The 16510-nt window shown below is 42.2% G+C and carries 23 protein-coding genes; all 23 read left to right on the top strand.

From position 1 onward, the window contains the following. The first annotated feature begins 73 nt into the window (after nucleotides 1-73). The 23 genes from D5281_RS02680 (at nucleotide 74) to zapA (ending at nucleotide 16438) form a co-directional block, all read left to right on the top strand. On the top strand, nucleotides 74-955 hold the full coding sequence (locus D5281_RS02680) for a rhomboid family intramembrane serine protease (RefSeq protein WP_277935135.1): 882 nt from the start codon (nucleotides 74-76) through the stop codon (nucleotides 953-955). A gap of 163 nt (nucleotides 956-1118) precedes the next feature. Then, nucleotides 1119-1865 (top strand): sigma-70 domain-containing protein, encoded by a 747-nt coding sequence (locus D5281_RS02675; RefSeq protein ID WP_160558603.1) that lies wholly within the window; start codon nucleotides 1119-1121, stop codon nucleotides 1863-1865. A 4-nt stretch (nucleotides 1866-1869) separates the two neighbouring features. Next, complete coding sequence (locus tag D5281_RS02670) at nucleotides 1870-2307, top strand: hypothetical protein (protein ID WP_160558602.1); 438 nt, start codon at nucleotides 1870-1872, stop codon at nucleotides 2305-2307. A gap of 217 nt (nucleotides 2308-2524) precedes the next feature. After that, complete coding sequence (gene ylxM / locus D5281_RS02665; RefSeq protein ID WP_408637260.1) at nucleotides 2525-2866, top strand: YlxM family DNA-binding protein; 342 nt, start codon at nucleotides 2525-2527, stop codon at nucleotides 2864-2866. Nucleotides 2867-2869: 3 nt separating this feature from the next. Beyond that, nucleotides 2870-4225 carry a signal recognition particle protein gene (gene ffh, locus D5281_RS02660; protein WP_160558600.1) on the top strand — a complete coding sequence of 452 codons (1356 nt, stop codon included), beginning with the start codon at nucleotides 2870-2872 and terminating at the stop codon, nucleotides 4223-4225. Nucleotides 4226-4379: 154 nt separating this feature from the next. Further along, on the top strand, nucleotides 4380-4625 hold the full coding sequence (gene rpsP / locus D5281_RS02655) for a 30S ribosomal protein S16 (RefSeq protein ID WP_160558599.1): 246 nt from the start codon (nucleotides 4380-4382) through the stop codon (nucleotides 4623-4625). 32 nt (nucleotides 4626-4657) lie between these two features. Then, nucleotides 4658-4885, top strand: coding sequence for a KH domain-containing protein (locus tag D5281_RS02650; protein WP_160558598.1), 228 nt, complete (start codon nucleotides 4658-4660; stop codon nucleotides 4883-4885). A gap of 104 nt (nucleotides 4886-4989) precedes the next feature. Then, complete coding sequence (gene rimM, locus D5281_RS02645; protein ID WP_160558597.1) at nucleotides 4990-5499, top strand: ribosome maturation factor RimM; 510 nt, start codon at nucleotides 4990-4992, stop codon at nucleotides 5497-5499. A 39-nt stretch (nucleotides 5500-5538) separates the two neighbouring features. Beyond that, a complete protein-coding gene (gene trmD / locus D5281_RS02640; RefSeq protein ID WP_160558596.1) occupies nucleotides 5539-6327 on the top strand; it encodes a tRNA (guanosine(37)-N1)-methyltransferase TrmD in 789 nt (262 codons plus the stop codon). A gap of 126 nt (nucleotides 6328-6453) precedes the next feature. Further along, a complete protein-coding gene (gene rplS, locus D5281_RS02635) occupies nucleotides 6454-6798 on the top strand; it encodes a 50S ribosomal protein L19 (protein ID WP_160558595.1) in 345 nt (114 codons plus the stop codon). Nucleotides 6799-7052: 254 nt separating this feature from the next. Further along, on the top strand, nucleotides 7053-7637 hold the full coding sequence (gene lepB, locus D5281_RS02630; protein ID WP_160558594.1) for a signal peptidase I: 585 nt from the start codon (nucleotides 7053-7055) through the stop codon (nucleotides 7635-7637). 120 nt (nucleotides 7638-7757) lie between these two features. Beyond that, nucleotides 7758-8609: a ribosome biogenesis GTPase YlqF gene (ylqF, locus tag D5281_RS02625; RefSeq protein ID WP_160558593.1), complete on the top strand. Its 852-nt coding sequence runs from the start codon at nucleotides 7758-7760 to the stop codon at nucleotides 8607-8609. An 8-nt stretch (nucleotides 8610-8617) separates the two neighbouring features. After that, nucleotides 8618-9145, top strand: coding sequence for a signal peptidase I (lepB, locus tag D5281_RS02620; protein ID WP_160558696.1), 528 nt, complete (start codon nucleotides 8618-8620; stop codon nucleotides 9143-9145). Nucleotides 9146-9167: 22 nt separating this feature from the next. Next, the gene (locus D5281_RS02615; RefSeq protein WP_160558592.1) at nucleotides 9168-9935 is read left to right on the top strand and encodes a ribonuclease HII; all 768 of its coding nucleotides are present in this window, start codon (nucleotides 9168-9170) and stop codon (nucleotides 9933-9935) included. Between the two features lie 13 nt (nucleotides 9936-9948). Continuing rightward, nucleotides 9949-11544 (top strand): flagellar hook-length control protein FliK, encoded by a 1596-nt coding sequence (fliK, locus tag D5281_RS02610; RefSeq protein ID WP_160558591.1) that lies wholly within the window; start codon nucleotides 9949-9951, stop codon nucleotides 11542-11544. A gap of 202 nt (nucleotides 11545-11746) precedes the next feature. Continuing rightward, nucleotides 11747-12037 carry an EscU/YscU/HrcU family type III secretion system export apparatus switch protein gene (locus D5281_RS02605; RefSeq protein ID WP_277935133.1) on the top strand — a complete coding sequence of 97 codons (291 nt, stop codon included), beginning with the start codon at nucleotides 11747-11749 and terminating at the stop codon, nucleotides 12035-12037. Between the two features lie 10 nt (nucleotides 12038-12047). Continuing rightward, the gene (locus D5281_RS02600) at nucleotides 12048-12422 is read left to right on the top strand and encodes a YraN family protein (protein WP_160558589.1); all 375 of its coding nucleotides are present in this window, start codon (nucleotides 12048-12050) and stop codon (nucleotides 12420-12422) included. A 53-nt stretch (nucleotides 12423-12475) separates the two neighbouring features. Continuing rightward, nucleotides 12476-13363, top strand: coding sequence for a peptidoglycan editing factor PgeF (pgeF, locus tag D5281_RS02595; protein ID WP_160558588.1), 888 nt, complete (start codon nucleotides 12476-12478; stop codon nucleotides 13361-13363). A 12-nt stretch (nucleotides 13364-13375) separates the two neighbouring features. After that, on the top strand, nucleotides 13376-13759 hold the full coding sequence (locus D5281_RS02590) for a NusG domain II-containing protein (RefSeq protein WP_160558587.1): 384 nt from the start codon (nucleotides 13376-13378) through the stop codon (nucleotides 13757-13759). Between the two features lie 2 nt (nucleotides 13760-13761). Then, nucleotides 13762-14265 (top strand): Gx transporter family protein, encoded by a 504-nt coding sequence (locus tag D5281_RS02585; protein ID WP_160558586.1) that lies wholly within the window; start codon nucleotides 13762-13764, stop codon nucleotides 14263-14265. Next, nucleotides 14266-14871 carry a Holliday junction branch migration protein RuvA gene (gene ruvA, locus D5281_RS02580; RefSeq protein WP_160558585.1) on the top strand — a complete coding sequence of 202 codons (606 nt, stop codon included), beginning with the start codon at nucleotides 14266-14268 and terminating at the stop codon, nucleotides 14869-14871. A 91-nt stretch (nucleotides 14872-14962) separates the two neighbouring features. Continuing rightward, on the top strand, nucleotides 14963-15961 hold the full coding sequence (gene ruvB / locus D5281_RS02575; protein WP_160558584.1) for a Holliday junction branch migration DNA helicase RuvB: 999 nt from the start codon (nucleotides 14963-14965) through the stop codon (nucleotides 15959-15961). Nucleotides 15962-16030: 69 nt separating this feature from the next. Beyond that, complete coding sequence (zapA, locus tag D5281_RS02570; protein WP_408637259.1) at nucleotides 16031-16438, top strand: cell division protein ZapA; 408 nt, start codon at nucleotides 16031-16033, stop codon at nucleotides 16436-16438. Nucleotides 16439-16510 lie beyond the last annotated feature (72 nt).

Genomic DNA, 16510 nt, shown 5'->3' with positions numbered 1-16510 from the left:
TCGTTGATGCTATCGTAAGATTTGCTTGTGATATAGGAGAATAGACTTGACCTATTGTATGCAGGAGGTATAAATGATGAGTAACTTTGAAAAGAAATTTGGAAAATATGCAATTCAAAATTTATCTATGATACTGATTATGTGTTATGGAATTGGGTATATACTGAACTGGGTTTATCCTGCATTGCTTTCCTATTTTTATTTAAATCCTTATGAAATTCTTTTTCATGGACAGATATGGAGGCTTGTGAGCTGGCTTTTGATTCCTCCATCAGACTTTGGCTTTTTTACACTTTTAATGCTTTATTTTTATTATTCGCTGGGTACAACATTGGAAAGAACCTGGGGGACTTATCGATACAATGTTTACATTTTTTCTGGAATGCTGTTTACCATATTAGGCGCTTTTTTGTTATTTGGGTATACGGTGTTAGTTGGAGGCGCGGACGGAATCGCACTGTGGAGCATCTATGGCGATTCTTATATGTTAGCGCCAAGATTTAGTACCTACTATGTGAATATGTCTATTTTTCTTGCTTTTGCCGCTACTTACCCGAATATGCAGGTGATGCTGTTTTTTATGATACCAATCAGAATTAAAATTCTGGGAATTATTTATGGAGCATTGCTTGTTTACCAGTTTTTCATGGGTTCTACTGCCGATAAATTTGTAATTGCGGCATCACTTATGAATTTTATTGTATTTTTTATTACCGGCAGAGGGAAGGTGCATATGACCCCCAGACAGGTAAAGCGCAGGCAGAAATTTAAACGTGAGGTAAAAAAGTCCACGAAAGATACCAGACATAAATGTGCAATCTGTGGGAGAACTGAGGAGACGAATCCGGAACTGCAATTCAGATTTTGTTCTAAATGTAATGGAAATTATGAGTATTGTGAGGAGCATATTTTTACACATACACATGTCCAGGGCCACTCACAGCAGGAAGATTAGTGTGAGAAGTACTTCTAGCCACTCACAGCAGAGGCTGTTTCGTGGAGAAGTACTAAGTCTCACACAGGAGAATGCCTAAAATACGGGCATTCTCCGCACCGATTTGAGATTCCGCAAAGCGCAATCATGGAGGTTAGGGTGAAAAGAAAGGCATGGCTATGAAATGGGAGAGAGTCAGGAAATTTTGTTTGCGCGTACTTTAAAAGAGGTGCGTGCGTTAGCAAAGGCCCAGGAAAATTGCATTTCGCAACAGCAGGTGGAGGAGGCCTTTGCAGAACTTAAGCTGTCTAAGGCTCAGCTTGCGCTGGTCTATGACTATTTGAAAAAGCACAAGATAGGCGTTGGTGAGCCAGTAGATTTAGATGAATATTTGTCTGAAGCGGAAATTGACTATCTGGAAGAATATAAAAAAGAGCTTGCAGTACTTGAGAAGGTCGGTGATGGAGAGAAAGAAGCTGTTATTCTTGCTGCAATGGCAGGAGAGAAGATGGCCCAGAACAGGCTGATTCACTTGTATCTTCCCCAAGTGGTGGAGATTTCCAGGCTTTATGCAGGACAAGGGGTTTTCCTGGAAGATTTGATCGGAGAGGGAAATGTGGCGCTTTCTATGGGCGTTACAATGCTGGGATGTTTGGAGCATGCCAAGGAAGCGGAAGGAATGCTGGTTAAGATGGTTATGGATGCCATGGAAAGCTGCATTGCGGAGAACGCACAGGAGCAGGATAAGGATAAAAAGGTACTTGCCCAGGTAAACAAGGTGGCTAAAAAGGCCAGAGAGTTAGCTAAGGAGCTGCACCGGAAGGTCACAGTGGAAGAATTGGCTGCGGAAACAGGCATGTCCGAAAAAGCGATAAGAGATGCGATGCGTATGAGCGGGTTTGCAATAGAGGATTTGGAAGGTACGTTATAAGAATATGAAGTTAAGCGGGAATATGACGCAATATGAAGATTTTAAATATGTGATTCAGGATGTGGGGAATCTTTATCTTGGTGCCGGCTTTTCTTATGAAGAATTGCTTGTGCATGAGATGGTTCCTTTTAAATTAAGGGTCATTATCAGCCAATATGTTTTGAAGGAAGCCGCCCCAGAAACAACGCTTGAGAGTCAGTTTTATTATATGGAAGAAAATACCTTCCTTTATGAAGTTTTCGGACAATTAAAAACGAGGGTTAAGGTGCAGATTCAGGTGGAAAAGAAGGGAGTATTCGGCAAGGAGAAGCTTCAATATAAGGAAAAAATTTTTACACTGCAGGAGCTTGCGCAAATGAATTTGGCAAAGAAAAAGAAAGCTGGGATGCTGGTAAGGGAGATTATTTTTTCAAAGCTTGGCATTATGTCGTTTAGTATATAAGCAGGAAAATGCAAAATCCCATCGCCGAAGGCGATTTTAAATGGGCTTTGCATGTAAAAATAAAGATTGTCAAGGAAATTTGCTTGACAATCTTTTTGGTTTGTAGTATTGTATCCTAGGTGATAGATAGAATATCTTTGATTTTCAGCCAGCAAATTTGTGCTTTTGTAGAATATATACACACAATTTGTGGATGATTGGAAATATGGAGATTAAAATGGAGAAGATAGTGGAGCAGGGGCTTTTGTATGATTTTTATGGGGAACTGCTTACGGAACACCAGAAAAAGATATATGAGGATGTGGTCTACAATGATTATTCCCTGACGGAAATTGCGAAGGAAAATGGTATTTCAAGGCAGGGAGTGTACGATTTGGTAAGGCGATGTAATCATATATTACAAGGATATGAAGATAAGCTGCATTTAGTTGAGCGTTTTATGCGTGTGAAAGAAAATGTAAGCCGGCTGCAGAAGGTAAGCGCTGATCCGAGTGTGACCAGAGAAGAACTGGTACAGGAAGTCGGGCTTTTATCACATCAAATTTTAGAGGAGCTTTAGTCCATGGCATTTGAAAGCTTAACGGATAAACTTCAAAATGTATTTAAAAATCTCCGCAGTAAGGGAAAACTTACCGAGGAGGATGTTAAGACTGCTTTAAAGGAAGTGAAGCTTGCCCTTTTGGAGGCGGACGTTAACTTTAAAGTGGTTAAGCAGTTTGTAAAGGCGGTGGAAGGGCGGGCCATTGGTTCAGATGTGATGAATGGCTTAAATCCCGGCCAGATGGTAATCAAGATTGTGAACGAAGAAATGATTACGCTGATGGGGTCAGAAACCACCGAGATTAAAATGCAGCCTGGCAAGGCGATAACCACCATTATGATGTGTGGTCTGCAGGGTGCAGGTAAAACCACCACAACAGCCAAGCTTGCAGGCAAATTAAAGCAGCGTGGTAAAAAACCGCTTCTGGTAGCCTGTGACGTCTACAGACCTGCGGCTATTAAACAGCTCCAGGTAAATGGAGAAAAGCAGCAGGTAGACGTATTTTCCATGGGGGACAATCAAAGTCCTGTGGATATTGCCAAAGCGGCCATTGAACATGCCAAAAAAAATAGCCACAATGTGGTGATTTTGGATACGGCAGGACGCCTTCATATTGATGAGGACATGATGGCGGAGCTTCAGGATATAAAAGCACAGGTGGATGTCCACCAGACGCTTCTTGTTGTGGATGCCATGACCGGTCAGGATGCGGTTACGGTAGCAAAGGAGTTTGATGATAAAATCGTAATCAACGGCGTAGTCCTTTCTAAAATGGATGGCGATACAAGAGGTGGTGCGGCGCTTTCGGTAAAGGCGGTTACAGGAAAGCCTATTTTGTATGTGGGTATGGGAGAAAAGCTTTCCGATTTGGAACAGTTTTATCCTGAGCGTATGGCAAGCCGTATTCTGGGTATGGGAGATGTACTTTCTCTCATTGAAAAAGCCCAGGAAAATATTTCCATAGATGAAGATAAAGAAAAAGAAATGGCGGCTCGGTTGAAAAAGGGTAAGTTTGATTTCAATGATTATTTAGAAAGCATGAAACAGATGCGCAACATGGGCGGCCTTACCAGTATTTTAAGTATGCTGCCCGGTGTGGGAAAGCAGCTTGGAAATATTGAATCTATGATAGATGAAAAGCAGCTGGCAAAAACAGAAGCCATTATTTTAAGCATGACCCCGGATGAAAGGAAAAATCCAAAGCTCCTTAATTTAAGCAGAAAGAGCCGAATTGCAAGGGGGGCTGGAGTGGATATGGCGGTGGTAAACCGGTTTGTGAAGCAATTTGAGCAGTCCCAGAAGATGATGAAGCAGATGCCAGGAATGATGGGAGGAAAGCGCCGAGGCGGTTTTGGCGGAATGAGGTTTCCTTTTTAAATCAAGCAAGCTGACTTTTATAAAATGCGGCAAGGCAATGCCGCAGGCCGGATATAAAGCAGTTGAAAATAGAAACAGTCCAAACAGGAAAAATGTTTCTTTTCAAAATATCATACAAATTATAAATTGATTTACAAAATGTGGAGGTGAAAACATGGCAGTAAAAATCAGATTAAGAAGAATGGGTCGTAAGAAAGCTCCTTTCTATAGAATCGTTGTTGCAGACTCCCGATCCCCCAGAGATGGAAGGGTAATTGCGGAGATTGGAACCTACGATCCGAATACGGACCCCAGTACATTTCATGTAAACGAGGAATTGGCTAAGAAGTGGCTTTCAAATGGTGCACAGCCTACAGAAGTTGTCAGCAAAATTTTCAAGCAGGCAGGTATTGAAAAATAACATTAACTTGCCAGACCTTTTGGAGGTGGAGTATGAGGGAATTAGTTGAAGTAATAGCAAAAGCACTTGTTGAGCATCCGGATGAAGTTGTCGTAACCCAGAAAGAAGAGGGAAAACACGTTACAATCGAACTTCATGTTGCTGCATCTGACATGGGTAAGGTAATTGGAAAGCAGGGAAGGATTGCAAAAGCTATCCGCTCTGTGGTAAAAGCAGCATCATCTAAAGAAAATCAAAAAGTGGACGTGGAAATCGTCTAGCACATTTTCGTATTGCTATTGGAAGGGATGTTCTTTCATGATTGGAAGTAGAACATCCCTTTTTATAAGTTTGAAAGCCTTACGGTATGCAGGGGGTACAGAATATGGAAGATATACTTCAGATAGGAATTATTTCCTCCACTCATGGTGTAAGAGGAGAGGTTAAGGTTTTTCCTACAACAGATGATGCAGGCCGTTTTAAGAAATTAAAGACGGTATTGCTGGATACAGGAAACGAACGGCTTTGCCTTGTAATAGAGACTGTTAAGTTTTTGAAGCAATTTGTTATTTTAAAATTTAAAGGCTATGACAATATCAATGATATTGAAAAATATAAAGGGAAAGGCCTTTTTGTCACAAGAGAAAATGCAGTGGAATTGGAAGAAGATGAATATTTCATAGCGGACCTTATTGGGGTGCAAGTAGTTTCGGAGGATGGAGCTTTGAAAGGAAATCTTAAGGATGTCATAGCAACGGGTGCTAATGATGTATATGTGATTAGCCTTGAAGGTGGGAGAGAGCTTTTGCTTCCTGCCATCAAGGAATGTATTCTTGATGTGAATCTGAAGGAAAACGAAATGAAAATTCATGTTCTTGAGGGCTTACTTGACTGATTCTTTCAGGAAAGCGATTAGAGTATGAGGAGAGATGCCATGAATTTTCATGTACTTACATTATTTCCTGAAATGGTTATGCAGGGGCTTGCTACCAGTATTATTGGACGGGCCATGGACAAAGAAATTATTTCATTAGAAGCTGTCAATATCAGAGACTATACGACAAATAAACATAAAAAAGTAGACGACTACACATATGGAGGCGGCGCAGGTATGCTTATGCAGGCACAGCCTGTTTATGACGCATGGAATGCCATAGCTGCCGACATAGATGAAAAGGGTAGAAAGGGACGAAAAACAAGGGTAATTTATGTGACGCCTCAGGGCAGGACATTTCAACAGTCTATGGCAAAGGAGCTGGCAAAGGAGGAAGATTTGATTTTTCTCTGCGGTCATTACGAAGGAGTGGATGAGAGAGTCCTTGAGGAGATCGTTACAGATTTTATTTCCATAGGGGATTATGTGCTGACAGGCGGAGAACTGCCGGCTATGGTGATGATTGATGCCATAGCAAGGATGGTTCCAGGGGTTCTCAGCAATGCAAATTCAGGTGAAACGGAGAGCTTTAGCAATTATTTGCTGGAATACCCACAGTATTCAAGGCCTGGGAACTGGATGGGGAAAAAAGTGCCGGAGGTGCTTTTGTCTGGCGATCATCAAAAAATAGAGGAATGGCGTTTAGAACAATCTTTAAAAAAGACAAAAGAGATAAGGCCTGATCTTTATGAAAAATGGGAGCGGGAAAACCAAGCATATTTTATCCGGAAAGCAAAGCGAGAGGCCCGAAAACGCAAAAAAGAAAGCAAAAAAGAAATAGCCGGATGAAAAAAATATTGCTTGCAATTTAAGCGATAATATGGTAAGTTAGTGGTGTTGCGAAATTGTGATGGTCCTCTGCTACGTATGTATTAAGAACATCTGATGCGTCACCTAATATGATGGAGGTTTAAAATGAACGATATTATTAGAAGTATTGAAGCTGAGCAGCTTAAGGAAGTTGCAGATTTTAATGTAGGCGATACCGTTAAGGTATACGGCAGAATCAAGGAAGGAAACCGTGAGAGAATTCAGGTTTTCGAAGGCGTAGTTATGAAGAAGCAGGGAACAGGCGCAAGGAAGACCTTTACTGTAAGAAAGTTTTCCAGCGGTGTTGGCGTTGAAAAGACCTGGCCTATTTATTCCCCTAATGTGGAAAAGGTAGAAGTAGTTCGCAGAGGTAAGGTAAGACGGGCTAAATTGTTCTACTTAAGGGAGCGTGTAGGGAAACGTGCGAAAGTAAAGGAAATGATTAAATAATTTGTGCATAAATGATGGAAGGTAACGGCTCAGTTTGACTGAATTGTTACGATGCATGGGATGAGAGCAGGGCAATTGATAATACAATTGTCCTTTTCTTATGCTTGGAAATATGATAATATGAAATGTGGCAGTTGTAATGGCTAAGTTTATGGTATGCAGGCCCTGTCTGTGCAAAGCCGGCGGCAATGCCAAGAGCATTTAGGGCTTAGCTAAGGAAGGTTATTTGTACTGACAGATGAGGAATGAATTGTATGGCAAGGCATAAGGGTTTAACTTTTTACGAAAAGAAAAAACGAATCAGCAGGGAGATGGTACGGGAGATATTTGTTACACTTTTCTACTGCTTTGCGGCTGTTCTGCTGGCCTTTGTCATTGTTTTTTCGATTGGTATGAAAATCAGTATGATTGGGGTATCTATGGAGCCTGCACTTTATAATGGACAGGAAGTGCTGATTAACAGGTTTGTCTATAAAATGCTTTCACCAAAAAGAGGAGATATCATTGCCTTTTTGCCTAATGGGAACCCCAACTCTCATTATTATTTAAAACGTGTGATTGGATTACCGGGGGAACGGGTGCAGATTATAAACGGTTATGTATATATTAATGGAGAGCTTCTTGCGGAAGATGAATCCTATGACAAGATTGCGGACGCAGGAATTGCAGAGACTGAAATCCTGCTAGAGAGCGATGAGTATTTTGTACTTGGAGATAACCGCAACATCAGTGAAGACAGTCGTTCCGGAAATATTGGACCAATAAAAAAAGAGACGATTGCCGGACGGGCATGGTTTAAAATGAATTGTGATGAAGAAACCATGGGCCTGGTAAAATGATTGAAATTTCAGACAAACTGTGAATCATAATGGAGGACTAGTGTGAAAAATAAATTTTTCACACAATAAATTTGTGCTTTCGCCCAAATTTGAGGGCACTGGAAAGAATGGAGGACTAAGATGAATTATCAATGGTATCCGGGGCATATGACGAAAGCGAAACGCATGATGCAGGAGGACTTGAAGCTGATAGATCTGGTAATAGAGCTGCTGGATGCAAGGGTGCCTATGAGCAGCAGAAATCCGGACATAGATGAGCTGGGCAAGCATAAGTCAAGGATAATTTTGCTGAATAAGGCGGATTTAGCAGATAAGAACCGTAATGTACAGTGGACAGAGTATTTTAAAGAAAAGGGATTTTGGGTGCAGGAGATTAATGCGAGGACCGGAGCTGGGATAAAGAGTATTTGGCCCCTTATCAAAGAAGCCTGCAAGGAAAAAATAGACCGGGACAGAAAGCGGGGTATTATAGGCAGGCCGGTCCGCGCTATGGTTGCAGGCATTCCCAATGTTGGGAAATCTACTTTCATCAATTCTTTTGCCGGAAGGGCCTGTACCAAGACAGGGAACAAACCAGGTGTTACCAAGGGAAAACAATGGATACGCCTTAACAAGGAGGTTGAGCTTTTAGATACACCGGGGATTTTATGGCCCAGGTTTGATAATCAGGCGGTGGGAGAAAAGCTGGCTATGATTGGTTCTATCAAAGACGAGCTTCTTCCTATGGAAGAACTTGCGGGAACGTTGATTGGCTATTTACAAAAAGAATATCCCTCTCTTTTGAAGGAGCGCTATCAAATCATAATACATGAGGACGCATATAAGACCCTGGAGGAGATTTGTATCAGCAGACGTTGTTTCCGAAAAGGAGAAGTTCCTGATCTGCCAAGAGCATCCGCAATGGTGCTGGAGGATTTTAGAAGTGGCAAGCTTGGAAATATTACTTTAGAGCGTCCGGAGGAGTGGCTGTGAATAAGAAACTGAAAGAAATATTGAGCACAAGTCTATATTTATTGTTTGTCCTGGTAGCGACCTTTTTGGTTGTAACTTATGTTGGACAGCGAACAAAGGTAAGCGGGGCATCTATGGAGCCAACCTTACATGATGGCGATAACTTAATTGTGGATAAAATTTCCTATCGCTTTGAGGAGCCGAAACGGTATGACATTATCGTTTTTCCGTTCCGATATGAGGAAAAAACCTTTTATATCAAAAGAATTATCGGACTTCCGGGGGAAACGGTTTATATTGACGAATATGGTATTATATACATTGATGGAAACATCCTTACAGAATCCTATGGAAAAGAAATAATTGCGGATCCAGGACGCGCATATGAGCCTATTACGCTGGGAGAAGATGAATATTTTGTCATGGGGGATAACAGGAATAACAGCTCTGACAGCCGTGACCCGGTGGTGGGAAATATTCACAGGGACGAACTGGTTGGAAAGGCTTGGATGAGGATTTGGCCTTTCGGGAAATTTGGATTTATCAAGCACCAATAGTTAAGAGAGGTATGGGGATAAGATGGAAAAAAAGATAAGTGAAATCAGGGAGATTCTGCAGGCAGCCAATTTAAGTGAGCTGCCTGCTTTTATAAATACATATGGTACAGATGGCCGCACAGGAGTAACAGCGCTTGTAAAAAGGGCGGAGAAGAAGATAGATGAATACGAGAAAGAGCTGGCCCGCACGGAGAAAATGAAAGAATTTGAAAAAAAATATGCTTCTTTTTCTTTGATATGCGGCGTTGATGAGGTGGGGAGAGGGCCGCTGGCCGGGCCGGTAGTTGCCAGTGCAGTTATTTTACCGAAGGATTGTGAAATTTTATATCTTAATGATTCGAAGCAATTGACCGAAAAAAAAAGAGAAGAATTGTATGAGGTAATCATGGAGCAGGCTGTTGCAACAGGTCTGGGTTTTGTGTCGCCGGAACGGATTGACGAAATCAACATTTTACAGTCCACCTATGAGGCTATGCGGGAAGCAATCAGCAGACTGCAGGTTGTACCGGATTTACTTTTAAATGACGCTGTAACCATACCGGAGGTATCTATGAAACAGGTTCCGATTGTGAAAGGGGATGCCAAAAGCGTATCTATCGCGGCGGCCAGCATTATCGCTAAGGTTACCAGAGATCGAATGATGGTAGAATATGATAGTGTTTATCCGGGATATGGCTTTGCGGCACATAAGGGATATGGAGTGAAGGAACACATTGATGCCATTAGAAAATTGGGGCCTACACCCATACACCGAAAAAGCTTTATTAAGAATTTTACAGAGAATAAGTGAGAAAGGAGCGTCCATGAAGCTTTCAGCCTATATCAATCAATTGAATCAGAACTACGTTGAAAATACAGGGACAGAAAGCCCTTCTTCCATGGAACAGGGACTTAAGAATGGGATGCAGGCCATACTCGGCAAGCTGCCAGGCCAGGTGATTAGCGGCGAGGTCTTAGCAAGAGATGGCAGCGATATTTTAATTTCGCTGGGTAAAAATCAATTGCTGCAAGCTAAGCTGGAAGGAAGTATGTCAGCCCTGCCGGGGCAGCTGCTGAGCTTTCAGATAAAAAATAACAGTTCAACTAAAATTCTGTTAAGCCCGCTTTTTGAAAATTTAAGCCAGGATCCCAATATATCAAAGGCTTTGATGGCTGCCGGCATTCCGGAAAACAGCATAACAGCCGGCATGGTAAAGGCTATGATGCAGGAGGGACTTCCCATAGACAGACAGTCTCTTTATCAAATGAATCGTCTGGTCAGCGCTTACCCACAGACGGATATACAGACGCTGGTTCAGATGCAGAGGCTTTCTTTGCCCATAACACCGGAGAATATGGAACAGTTTGAAGCATATAAGAATTACCAGCATCAGTTAAGTGAAAGTCTTTCCGATATTGCGGATGCCTTTACACAAAGCTTTCAGGAAATTACAGGGGAGAGCGGGAGAGCGGAAGGTCTTGCTTTTTATAAGGATGTACTGGGCGCTTTGCTGGAAAACGGCAAAGGAATGGAGCAGACGGAAGTGGCAAATCAGGCAGGCCTTGGAGAGAAGGAGAGCGCAGCTCTAATGGAAGGAAAAGACGGGGCGCTTTCTTTCCTTTCGGGAGAAGAAAGGGAGGCATTGGTCAGCCATTTAAAGCAGGCGGGGGTTCCGGAGCATATTACGTCTGCCATCAGTCAAAACCGTATGAGCGGGCAGGAGCTGCTAAATGAAATACATAAGCTTTTGCAAAAGGAAGCCCTGCCAGAGCGGGAAGCTGCTTTTGAATTGTTAGAGAGTAAGGCGTTTAAGACCCTTTTGAAAAATGAGATGAACAGGCAATGGCTTCTGCCTCCAGAGGAGGTGGCGGAAGAACACAGTGTGGATAAGCTTTATGAGCGCTTAAACAGCCAAATGAATCGCTTAAGCCAGGTTTTGGCCCAAAGTGCAAGGGGAGATACGGCACTTGCGAAGACAGTTTCAAATGTTACAAATAATATAGATTTTATGAATCAGATGAATCATGTTTTCACTTATGTCCAGATTCCTTTAAAAATGCAGGGAAAGAATGCGAACGGGGAGCTTTTTGTCTACACCAACAAAAAGAGTTTGGCCAAAAAAGATGGGAGCGTAAGCGCTTTGCTACATCTGGATATGGAACATTTAGGCAGTGTGGATGTACATGTTTCCTTGCGGAACCAGAAGGTTTCTACCAAATTTTACTTACAGGATGACAGATCCCTTGATTTGATAGCGCAAAATATTGATCTGTTAAACGACAGACTTGCACGCAGAGGATATTCCATGACTGCGGAATTTATCAATCGGGATGAAAATACAAATGTAATGAATGAAATTTTAAAGCAGGGGAAAAACGTTTCCGTGCTGGCGGGCTATTCCTTCGATGCCAGAGCCTAACACGAAGAGAATTTCTAAGTCCGTAAAAAACACGGACTTAGAAACCCTAATACTTCGTATAAGAAGAATGTCTTGCAGACATGCTTCACAAGATAAAAAGTTATCTGTAAGCATTTAAAGCTTTACATTTAGAAGAATGCCTTGCAGGGGTTCTTTGCTGGTGCAGAGAGTTTAATGGAATTGTGGGAAATGGGGGATGAAATTGGCGGAAGAAAAAAATAAAGTAAAGCAGGCGATAGCCCTTTCTTATGACCCAAATGAGGATGCGCCTAAGGTTATTGCAAGCGGAAAAGGGATTCTGGCAGAAAAAATTATAGAAAAAGCAAAAGAATCGGATGTTCCGGTACATAGGGACGATAAATTGGCGGACACCTTATCGCGTCTGGAAATTGGGGATATGATACCGCCGGAGCTTTATGAGGTAGTGGCGGAAATACTTGTGTTTGTAGATGCTATGGATAAGATTAAGGCTAAGATGGCTAATGCAAAGTGAGGATGCGTGCTTGAATCAAAAGGAAATCGGAAAAAGATATGAGGAAAAAGCAGCAGCATACCTTGAAGAAAACGGATTTACGCTTTTGGCAAAAAATTTCAGATGCAGGCAGGGGGAAGTGGATTTAATTGGTATCCATGACAACTGCCTTGTTTTTGTGGAAGTAAAATACAGAAAAAGTACCATGTCAGGAACGCCGGAAGATGCAGTAGTTCCTGCAAAACAAAGAAAGATATGTCTTGTTTCAGATTATTACAGAATCCGGCATCCGTTAGAGAGCACACGGCAAATTCGCTATGATGTGGTAGCAATATCCGGGGAAACGGTTAGCTGGTACCAAAATGCTTTTCCCTATGATACAGGAAAGCAAACATTTTCCTGGTAAAAGATAATATGGCGTATATGTTAAAGGAAGACAGACAATGGAGGTTATTGAAAATGCAATTAATACGAAAAGCTGACAGTAACAACAATATGGCAAAGCCGCCTATGCTGGTACGACAGTATAAACAGATTCCCTATTTGACATTTCCCCTGCTTGAGCAGTTTGAAATGATAAGGCATTTATTTTCAACCAGAATGGGCGGTGTCAGTGAGGGGATTTATGCAACGATGAACCTAAGCTATACAAGAGGAGACAGCAAGGAGGCGGTGGATGAAAATTTTAGAAGGCTGGCAGAGGTTATGGAAACCACACCGGACCGGTTTGTATGTGCAAAGCAGACACACACCACAAATATACGGCTTGTGACAGAGGAGGACTGCGGTAAGGGCGTGCGATATCCCGCCGATTATGATGATATAGATGGTCTTATCACAAACAGGCCAGGGATAGTGTTGTGTACCTCTTATGCTGATTGCGTGCCCCTATACTTTGTGGATACAAAAAGCAAAGCCATTGGCCTTGCCCATTCCGGCTGGCGCGGAACTGTAAACCGTATGGGAGAAAAGATGCTGGAGGCTATGAACAAGTCCTTTGGCACCAGGCCGGAGGATGTTGTGGCAGCAATAGGCCCATCCATCTGTAAGGACTGCTATGAGGTAGGCGAGGATGCGGCCGAAGTTTTTAAAAGGAACTTTCCAAAGGAGTGGGAATACATACTTACAGAAGGAAAAAAAGAAGGAAAGTATCAGTTGGATTTGTGGGAGGCAAATAAGCGGATTTTATTAAAGGCAGGTATAGCCAGAGAGCATTTAGCGATTACAGATATCTGTACCTGCTGCAACAGCCGATATCTTTTTTCCCATCGGGCCAGTCAAGGGAAAAGAGGAAACTTAGTGGCGCTTTTAGAGATAAAAAATCTTGAAACATATGTTCGCACATGATAGAATGTTCCCATGGGCAAAGTAAGAAAAGATATCACTATAATTTCGGGAATTATATTAGCTGCTTTTTTATTTTGGATAATTCCACTTCTACTAAATGAAAGAGCAGATATGAATGACGGCAGGGTCAGGGTTTTTCAGGATGGGGAGGAAATAGGTGTGTATGATGTTCTGGAGAATCAGAGCGTTTTGCTTCCCTATGAGGAGGAACACTATAATTTGATGGTAATACAGGATGGGAAGGTTTCTGTGGCGGAGGCTGACTGTCCGGATGGCCTTTGTACGCGTCAAAGAGAAATTAGCAGAAATGGTGAGAGTATCATATGTCTTCCCCACAAGCTAGTGATACGGATTGAATCAAACAAGGAGGGTGCACCGGATGCGGTCACTTACTAAAAATGAAAATGAAAACGGCTTATTTGGGACTTTTATTGGCTTTTGCACTGATTCTCTCCTATATAGAAACCTTAATCTCCTTGCAGATTGGAATTCCGGGTATTAAGCTGGGGCTTGCCAATTTGGCTGTAGTATTGTGCTTATATTTATTCGGATGGAAAGAAGCGCTTTTTTTAACCATGGGAAAAGCGCTGCTTAGCGGCCTTATGTTTGGTAATCTTTTTATGATTCTATATTCCCTCTCAGGAGCGGTCTTAAGTGCAATTGTGATGACGGGATTAAAAGAGAGCCGAAGCTTTCATGTGCCTGTGGTCAGCGCGGTGGGCGGGGTGGCACATAATATGGGGCAGCTTTTGATTGCCGCTTTTGTGGTCAAAACTTACGGAGTATTTTATTATTTGCCTGCGCTGATGATTGCAGGATTGATTACCGGTATTGTAATTGGGATGGTTTCTTCTTTGGTATTACCTTATATTCAAACAATTGTATCGAAAGGAATTACATAGATGATTGCATTTGTCAAAGGAAAGATTACTGATCTTACAGAAGAAAATGTGGTGGTGGATACGGGAAACTTTGGGGTTAACGTTCGTATTTCCACAGGAACAGCCGCAAGCCTTCCGGGAATAGGCGGGGATATTAAACTGTATACCTACACCTGTGTCAGGGAGGATATGTTTATTTTATATGGTTTTTTAACCAGGGATGATTTAGAGGTATTTAAAAAGCTGATAACGGTAAATGGCATTGGGCCGAAAGGAGGGCTGGCAATTTTATCGGTAATGAATGCGGATGCTCTGCGTTTTGCAGTCCTTTCAGGCGATGCGGCGGCTATTGCCAAGGCTCCGGGAGTAGGCAAGAAGACGGCAGAGAGGGTGATTCTTGACCTTAAGGATAAAATTTCATTGGAGGATACGACAATCCACAAGGAGATGGTACAGACGCAGACCAATTTATCAGGGGACAGCCATGCCAGAAATGAAGCTGTGGAAGCCTTGACAGCCCTTGGATATTCTCCGGCAGATGCGCTTAAGGCAGTAAAGGCAGTTCCTGATCATGAGGACATGGATGTAGAAACAATCCTAAAACTTGCCTTGAAAAATATGTTTTAAAATGACAGAACAGTGTGAAAGCAGAAGTTACTTTTCGATAATAAATTTGTGCTTATGACCAAATTTGAAGGCAGGAATAGGGGATTAGATTATGGCCAAAAGGATGATAGAGACAAATTTACAGGAAGAAGACATGCGGATTGAGGGATCGCTCCGCCCTCAAAAATTGACCGACTATATCGGTCAATCAAAAATCAAGGATAGCCTTCAAATTTATATAGAGGCGGCCAGACAGAGAAAGGATGCCCTTGACCATGTGCTTTTTTACGGCCCTCCAGGTCTTGGAAAAACAACGCTGGCAGGGATTATTGCCAATGAAATGGGTGTGAATATGAAGATTACCAGCGGCCCGGCTATCGAAAAGCCAGGTGAAATGGCGGCAATCCTCAATAATTTGCAGGAAGGTGATTTGCTTTTTGTGGACGAAATCCACAGACTGAATCGGCAGGTGGAAGAAGTTCTTTATCCTGCTATGGAAGATTATGCCATAGACATTATGATAGGCAAGGGGCCAACCGCCCGTTCTATCCGCCTTGATCTGCCTCATTTTACGCTGGTGGGCGCTACCACAAGGGCAGGACTTTTATCGGCGCCGCTGCGAGACAGGTTTGGGATTATTCACCGGCTTGAATTTTATTCTGTGGAAGAATTACAAGTGATTATTATGCAGTCTGCGCAGGTTCTTGAAGCACCGGTTGAGCCGGCGGGGGCTTTGGAAATGGCAAAGCGAAGCAGAGGAACACCAAGACTTGCCAACAGGATACTAAAAAGGGTCAGAGATTATGCACAGGTAAAGCATGATGGTATTATCACAGAAGCAGTTGCCATGACAGCACTTGATTTGATGGATGTAGACAGGATGGGGTTAGATCATATTGACAGGAATATCCTTTTTACCATGATTCAAAAATTTGAGGGCGGTCCTGTGGGATTAGATACGCTGGCAGCTGCAATCGGTGAGGACCCGGGCACCATAGAGGATGTTTATGAACCATATCTGTTAAAAAATGGCTTTATCAACCGCACGCCCCGTGGAAGGGTGGTAACAGATTTTGCCTATCAGCATTTAGGGCTTGAAATTCCTGTATAATCTGATTATAATAGATATTGTATAGTGGACGAAAGATGAACTATATATTTTGTATATAGAGGGGTGAGCCTGATGTCGGTTAAAACGGATACGGAAGTAATCATCGGCGGTAAAGTTTTTACGTTGAGTGGATATGAAAGCGAAGAATATTTACAGAAGGTGGCCTCTTACATTAACAATAAGATGGCAGAATATGCCAAGGTGGATTCCTTTAAACGACAGCCTCTGGATACACAGAATGTCTTGCTGCAATTAAATATAGCGGACGATTATTTTAAGGCGAAAAAGCAAATAGGATTGATAGAGGAAGAAATTCAGGGCAAGGAAAAGGAATTGTATAATTTGAAGCATGAGTTGATTGCCGCCCAGATTAAGCTTGAAAATATGGAAAAAAATGTTAAATCTCTCCAGACAGAAGTTAATGAGAGCGCTAAGAAGATTGTAAAGCTTGAAACTGAGCTAAAAAATAAGGTGTGATGGTTTGGCCTGAATTGCTATAATGAGATATGATTAAGAAGCTGTCTATCCGGACAGCTTTTTCTACGAAAA

Source organism: Parablautia muri, assembly GCF_009917485.1.
GTDB lineage: Bacteria > Bacillota > Clostridia > Lachnospirales > Lachnospiraceae > Suilimivivens > Suilimivivens muri.
The sequence above is the reverse complement of the archived record's forward strand: the minus strand, read 5'-3'. Positions and strand labels throughout refer to the sequence as shown.

Coding starts and splice junctions, on each gene's coding strand:
- D5281_RS02680 (WP_277935135.1), top strand. CDS start 74: ATGATGAGTAACTTTGAAAAGAAATTTGGAAAATATGCAATTCAAAAT.
- D5281_RS02675 (WP_160558603.1), top strand. CDS start 1,119: ATGGGAGAGAGTCAGGAAATTTTGTTTGCGCGTACTTTAAAAGAGGTG.
- D5281_RS02670 (WP_160558602.1), top strand. CDS start 1,870: ATGAAGTTAAGCGGGAATATGACGCAATATGAAGATTTTAAATATGTG.
- ylxM (WP_408637260.1), top strand. CDS start 2,525: ATGGAGAAGATAGTGGAGCAGGGGCTTTTGTATGATTTTTATGGGGAA.
- ffh (WP_160558600.1), top strand. CDS start 2,870: ATGGCATTTGAAAGCTTAACGGATAAACTTCAAAATGTATTTAAAAAT.
- rpsP (WP_160558599.1), top strand. CDS start 4,380: ATGGCAGTAAAAATCAGATTAAGAAGAATGGGTCGTAAGAAAGCTCCT.
- D5281_RS02650 (WP_160558598.1), top strand. CDS start 4,658: ATGAGGGAATTAGTTGAAGTAATAGCAAAAGCACTTGTTGAGCATCCG.
- rimM (WP_160558597.1), top strand. CDS start 4,990: ATGGAAGATATACTTCAGATAGGAATTATTTCCTCCACTCATGGTGTA.
- trmD (WP_160558596.1), top strand. CDS start 5,539: ATGAATTTTCATGTACTTACATTATTTCCTGAAATGGTTATGCAGGGG.
- rplS (WP_160558595.1), top strand. CDS start 6,454: ATGAACGATATTATTAGAAGTATTGAAGCTGAGCAGCTTAAGGAAGTT.
- lepB (WP_160558594.1), top strand. CDS start 7,053: ATGGCAAGGCATAAGGGTTTAACTTTTTACGAAAAGAAAAAACGAATC.
- ylqF (WP_160558593.1), top strand. CDS start 7,758: ATGAATTATCAATGGTATCCGGGGCATATGACGAAAGCGAAACGCATG.
- D5281_RS02615 (WP_160558592.1), top strand. CDS start 9,168: ATGGAAAAAAAGATAAGTGAAATCAGGGAGATTCTGCAGGCAGCCAAT.
- fliK (WP_160558591.1), top strand. CDS start 9,949: ATGAAGCTTTCAGCCTATATCAATCAATTGAATCAGAACTACGTTGAA.
- pgeF (WP_160558588.1), top strand. CDS start 12,476: ATGCAATTAATACGAAAAGCTGACAGTAACAACAATATGGCAAAGCCG.
- D5281_RS02590 (WP_160558587.1), top strand. CDS start 13,376: ATGGGCAAAGTAAGAAAAGATATCACTATAATTTCGGGAATTATATTA.
- D5281_RS02585 (WP_160558586.1), top strand. CDS start 13,762: ATGAAAATGAAAACGGCTTATTTGGGACTTTTATTGGCTTTTGCACTG.
- ruvA (WP_160558585.1), top strand. CDS start 14,266: ATGATTGCATTTGTCAAAGGAAAGATTACTGATCTTACAGAAGAAAAT.
- ruvB (WP_160558584.1), top strand. CDS start 14,963: ATGGCCAAAAGGATGATAGAGACAAATTTACAGGAAGAAGACATGCGG.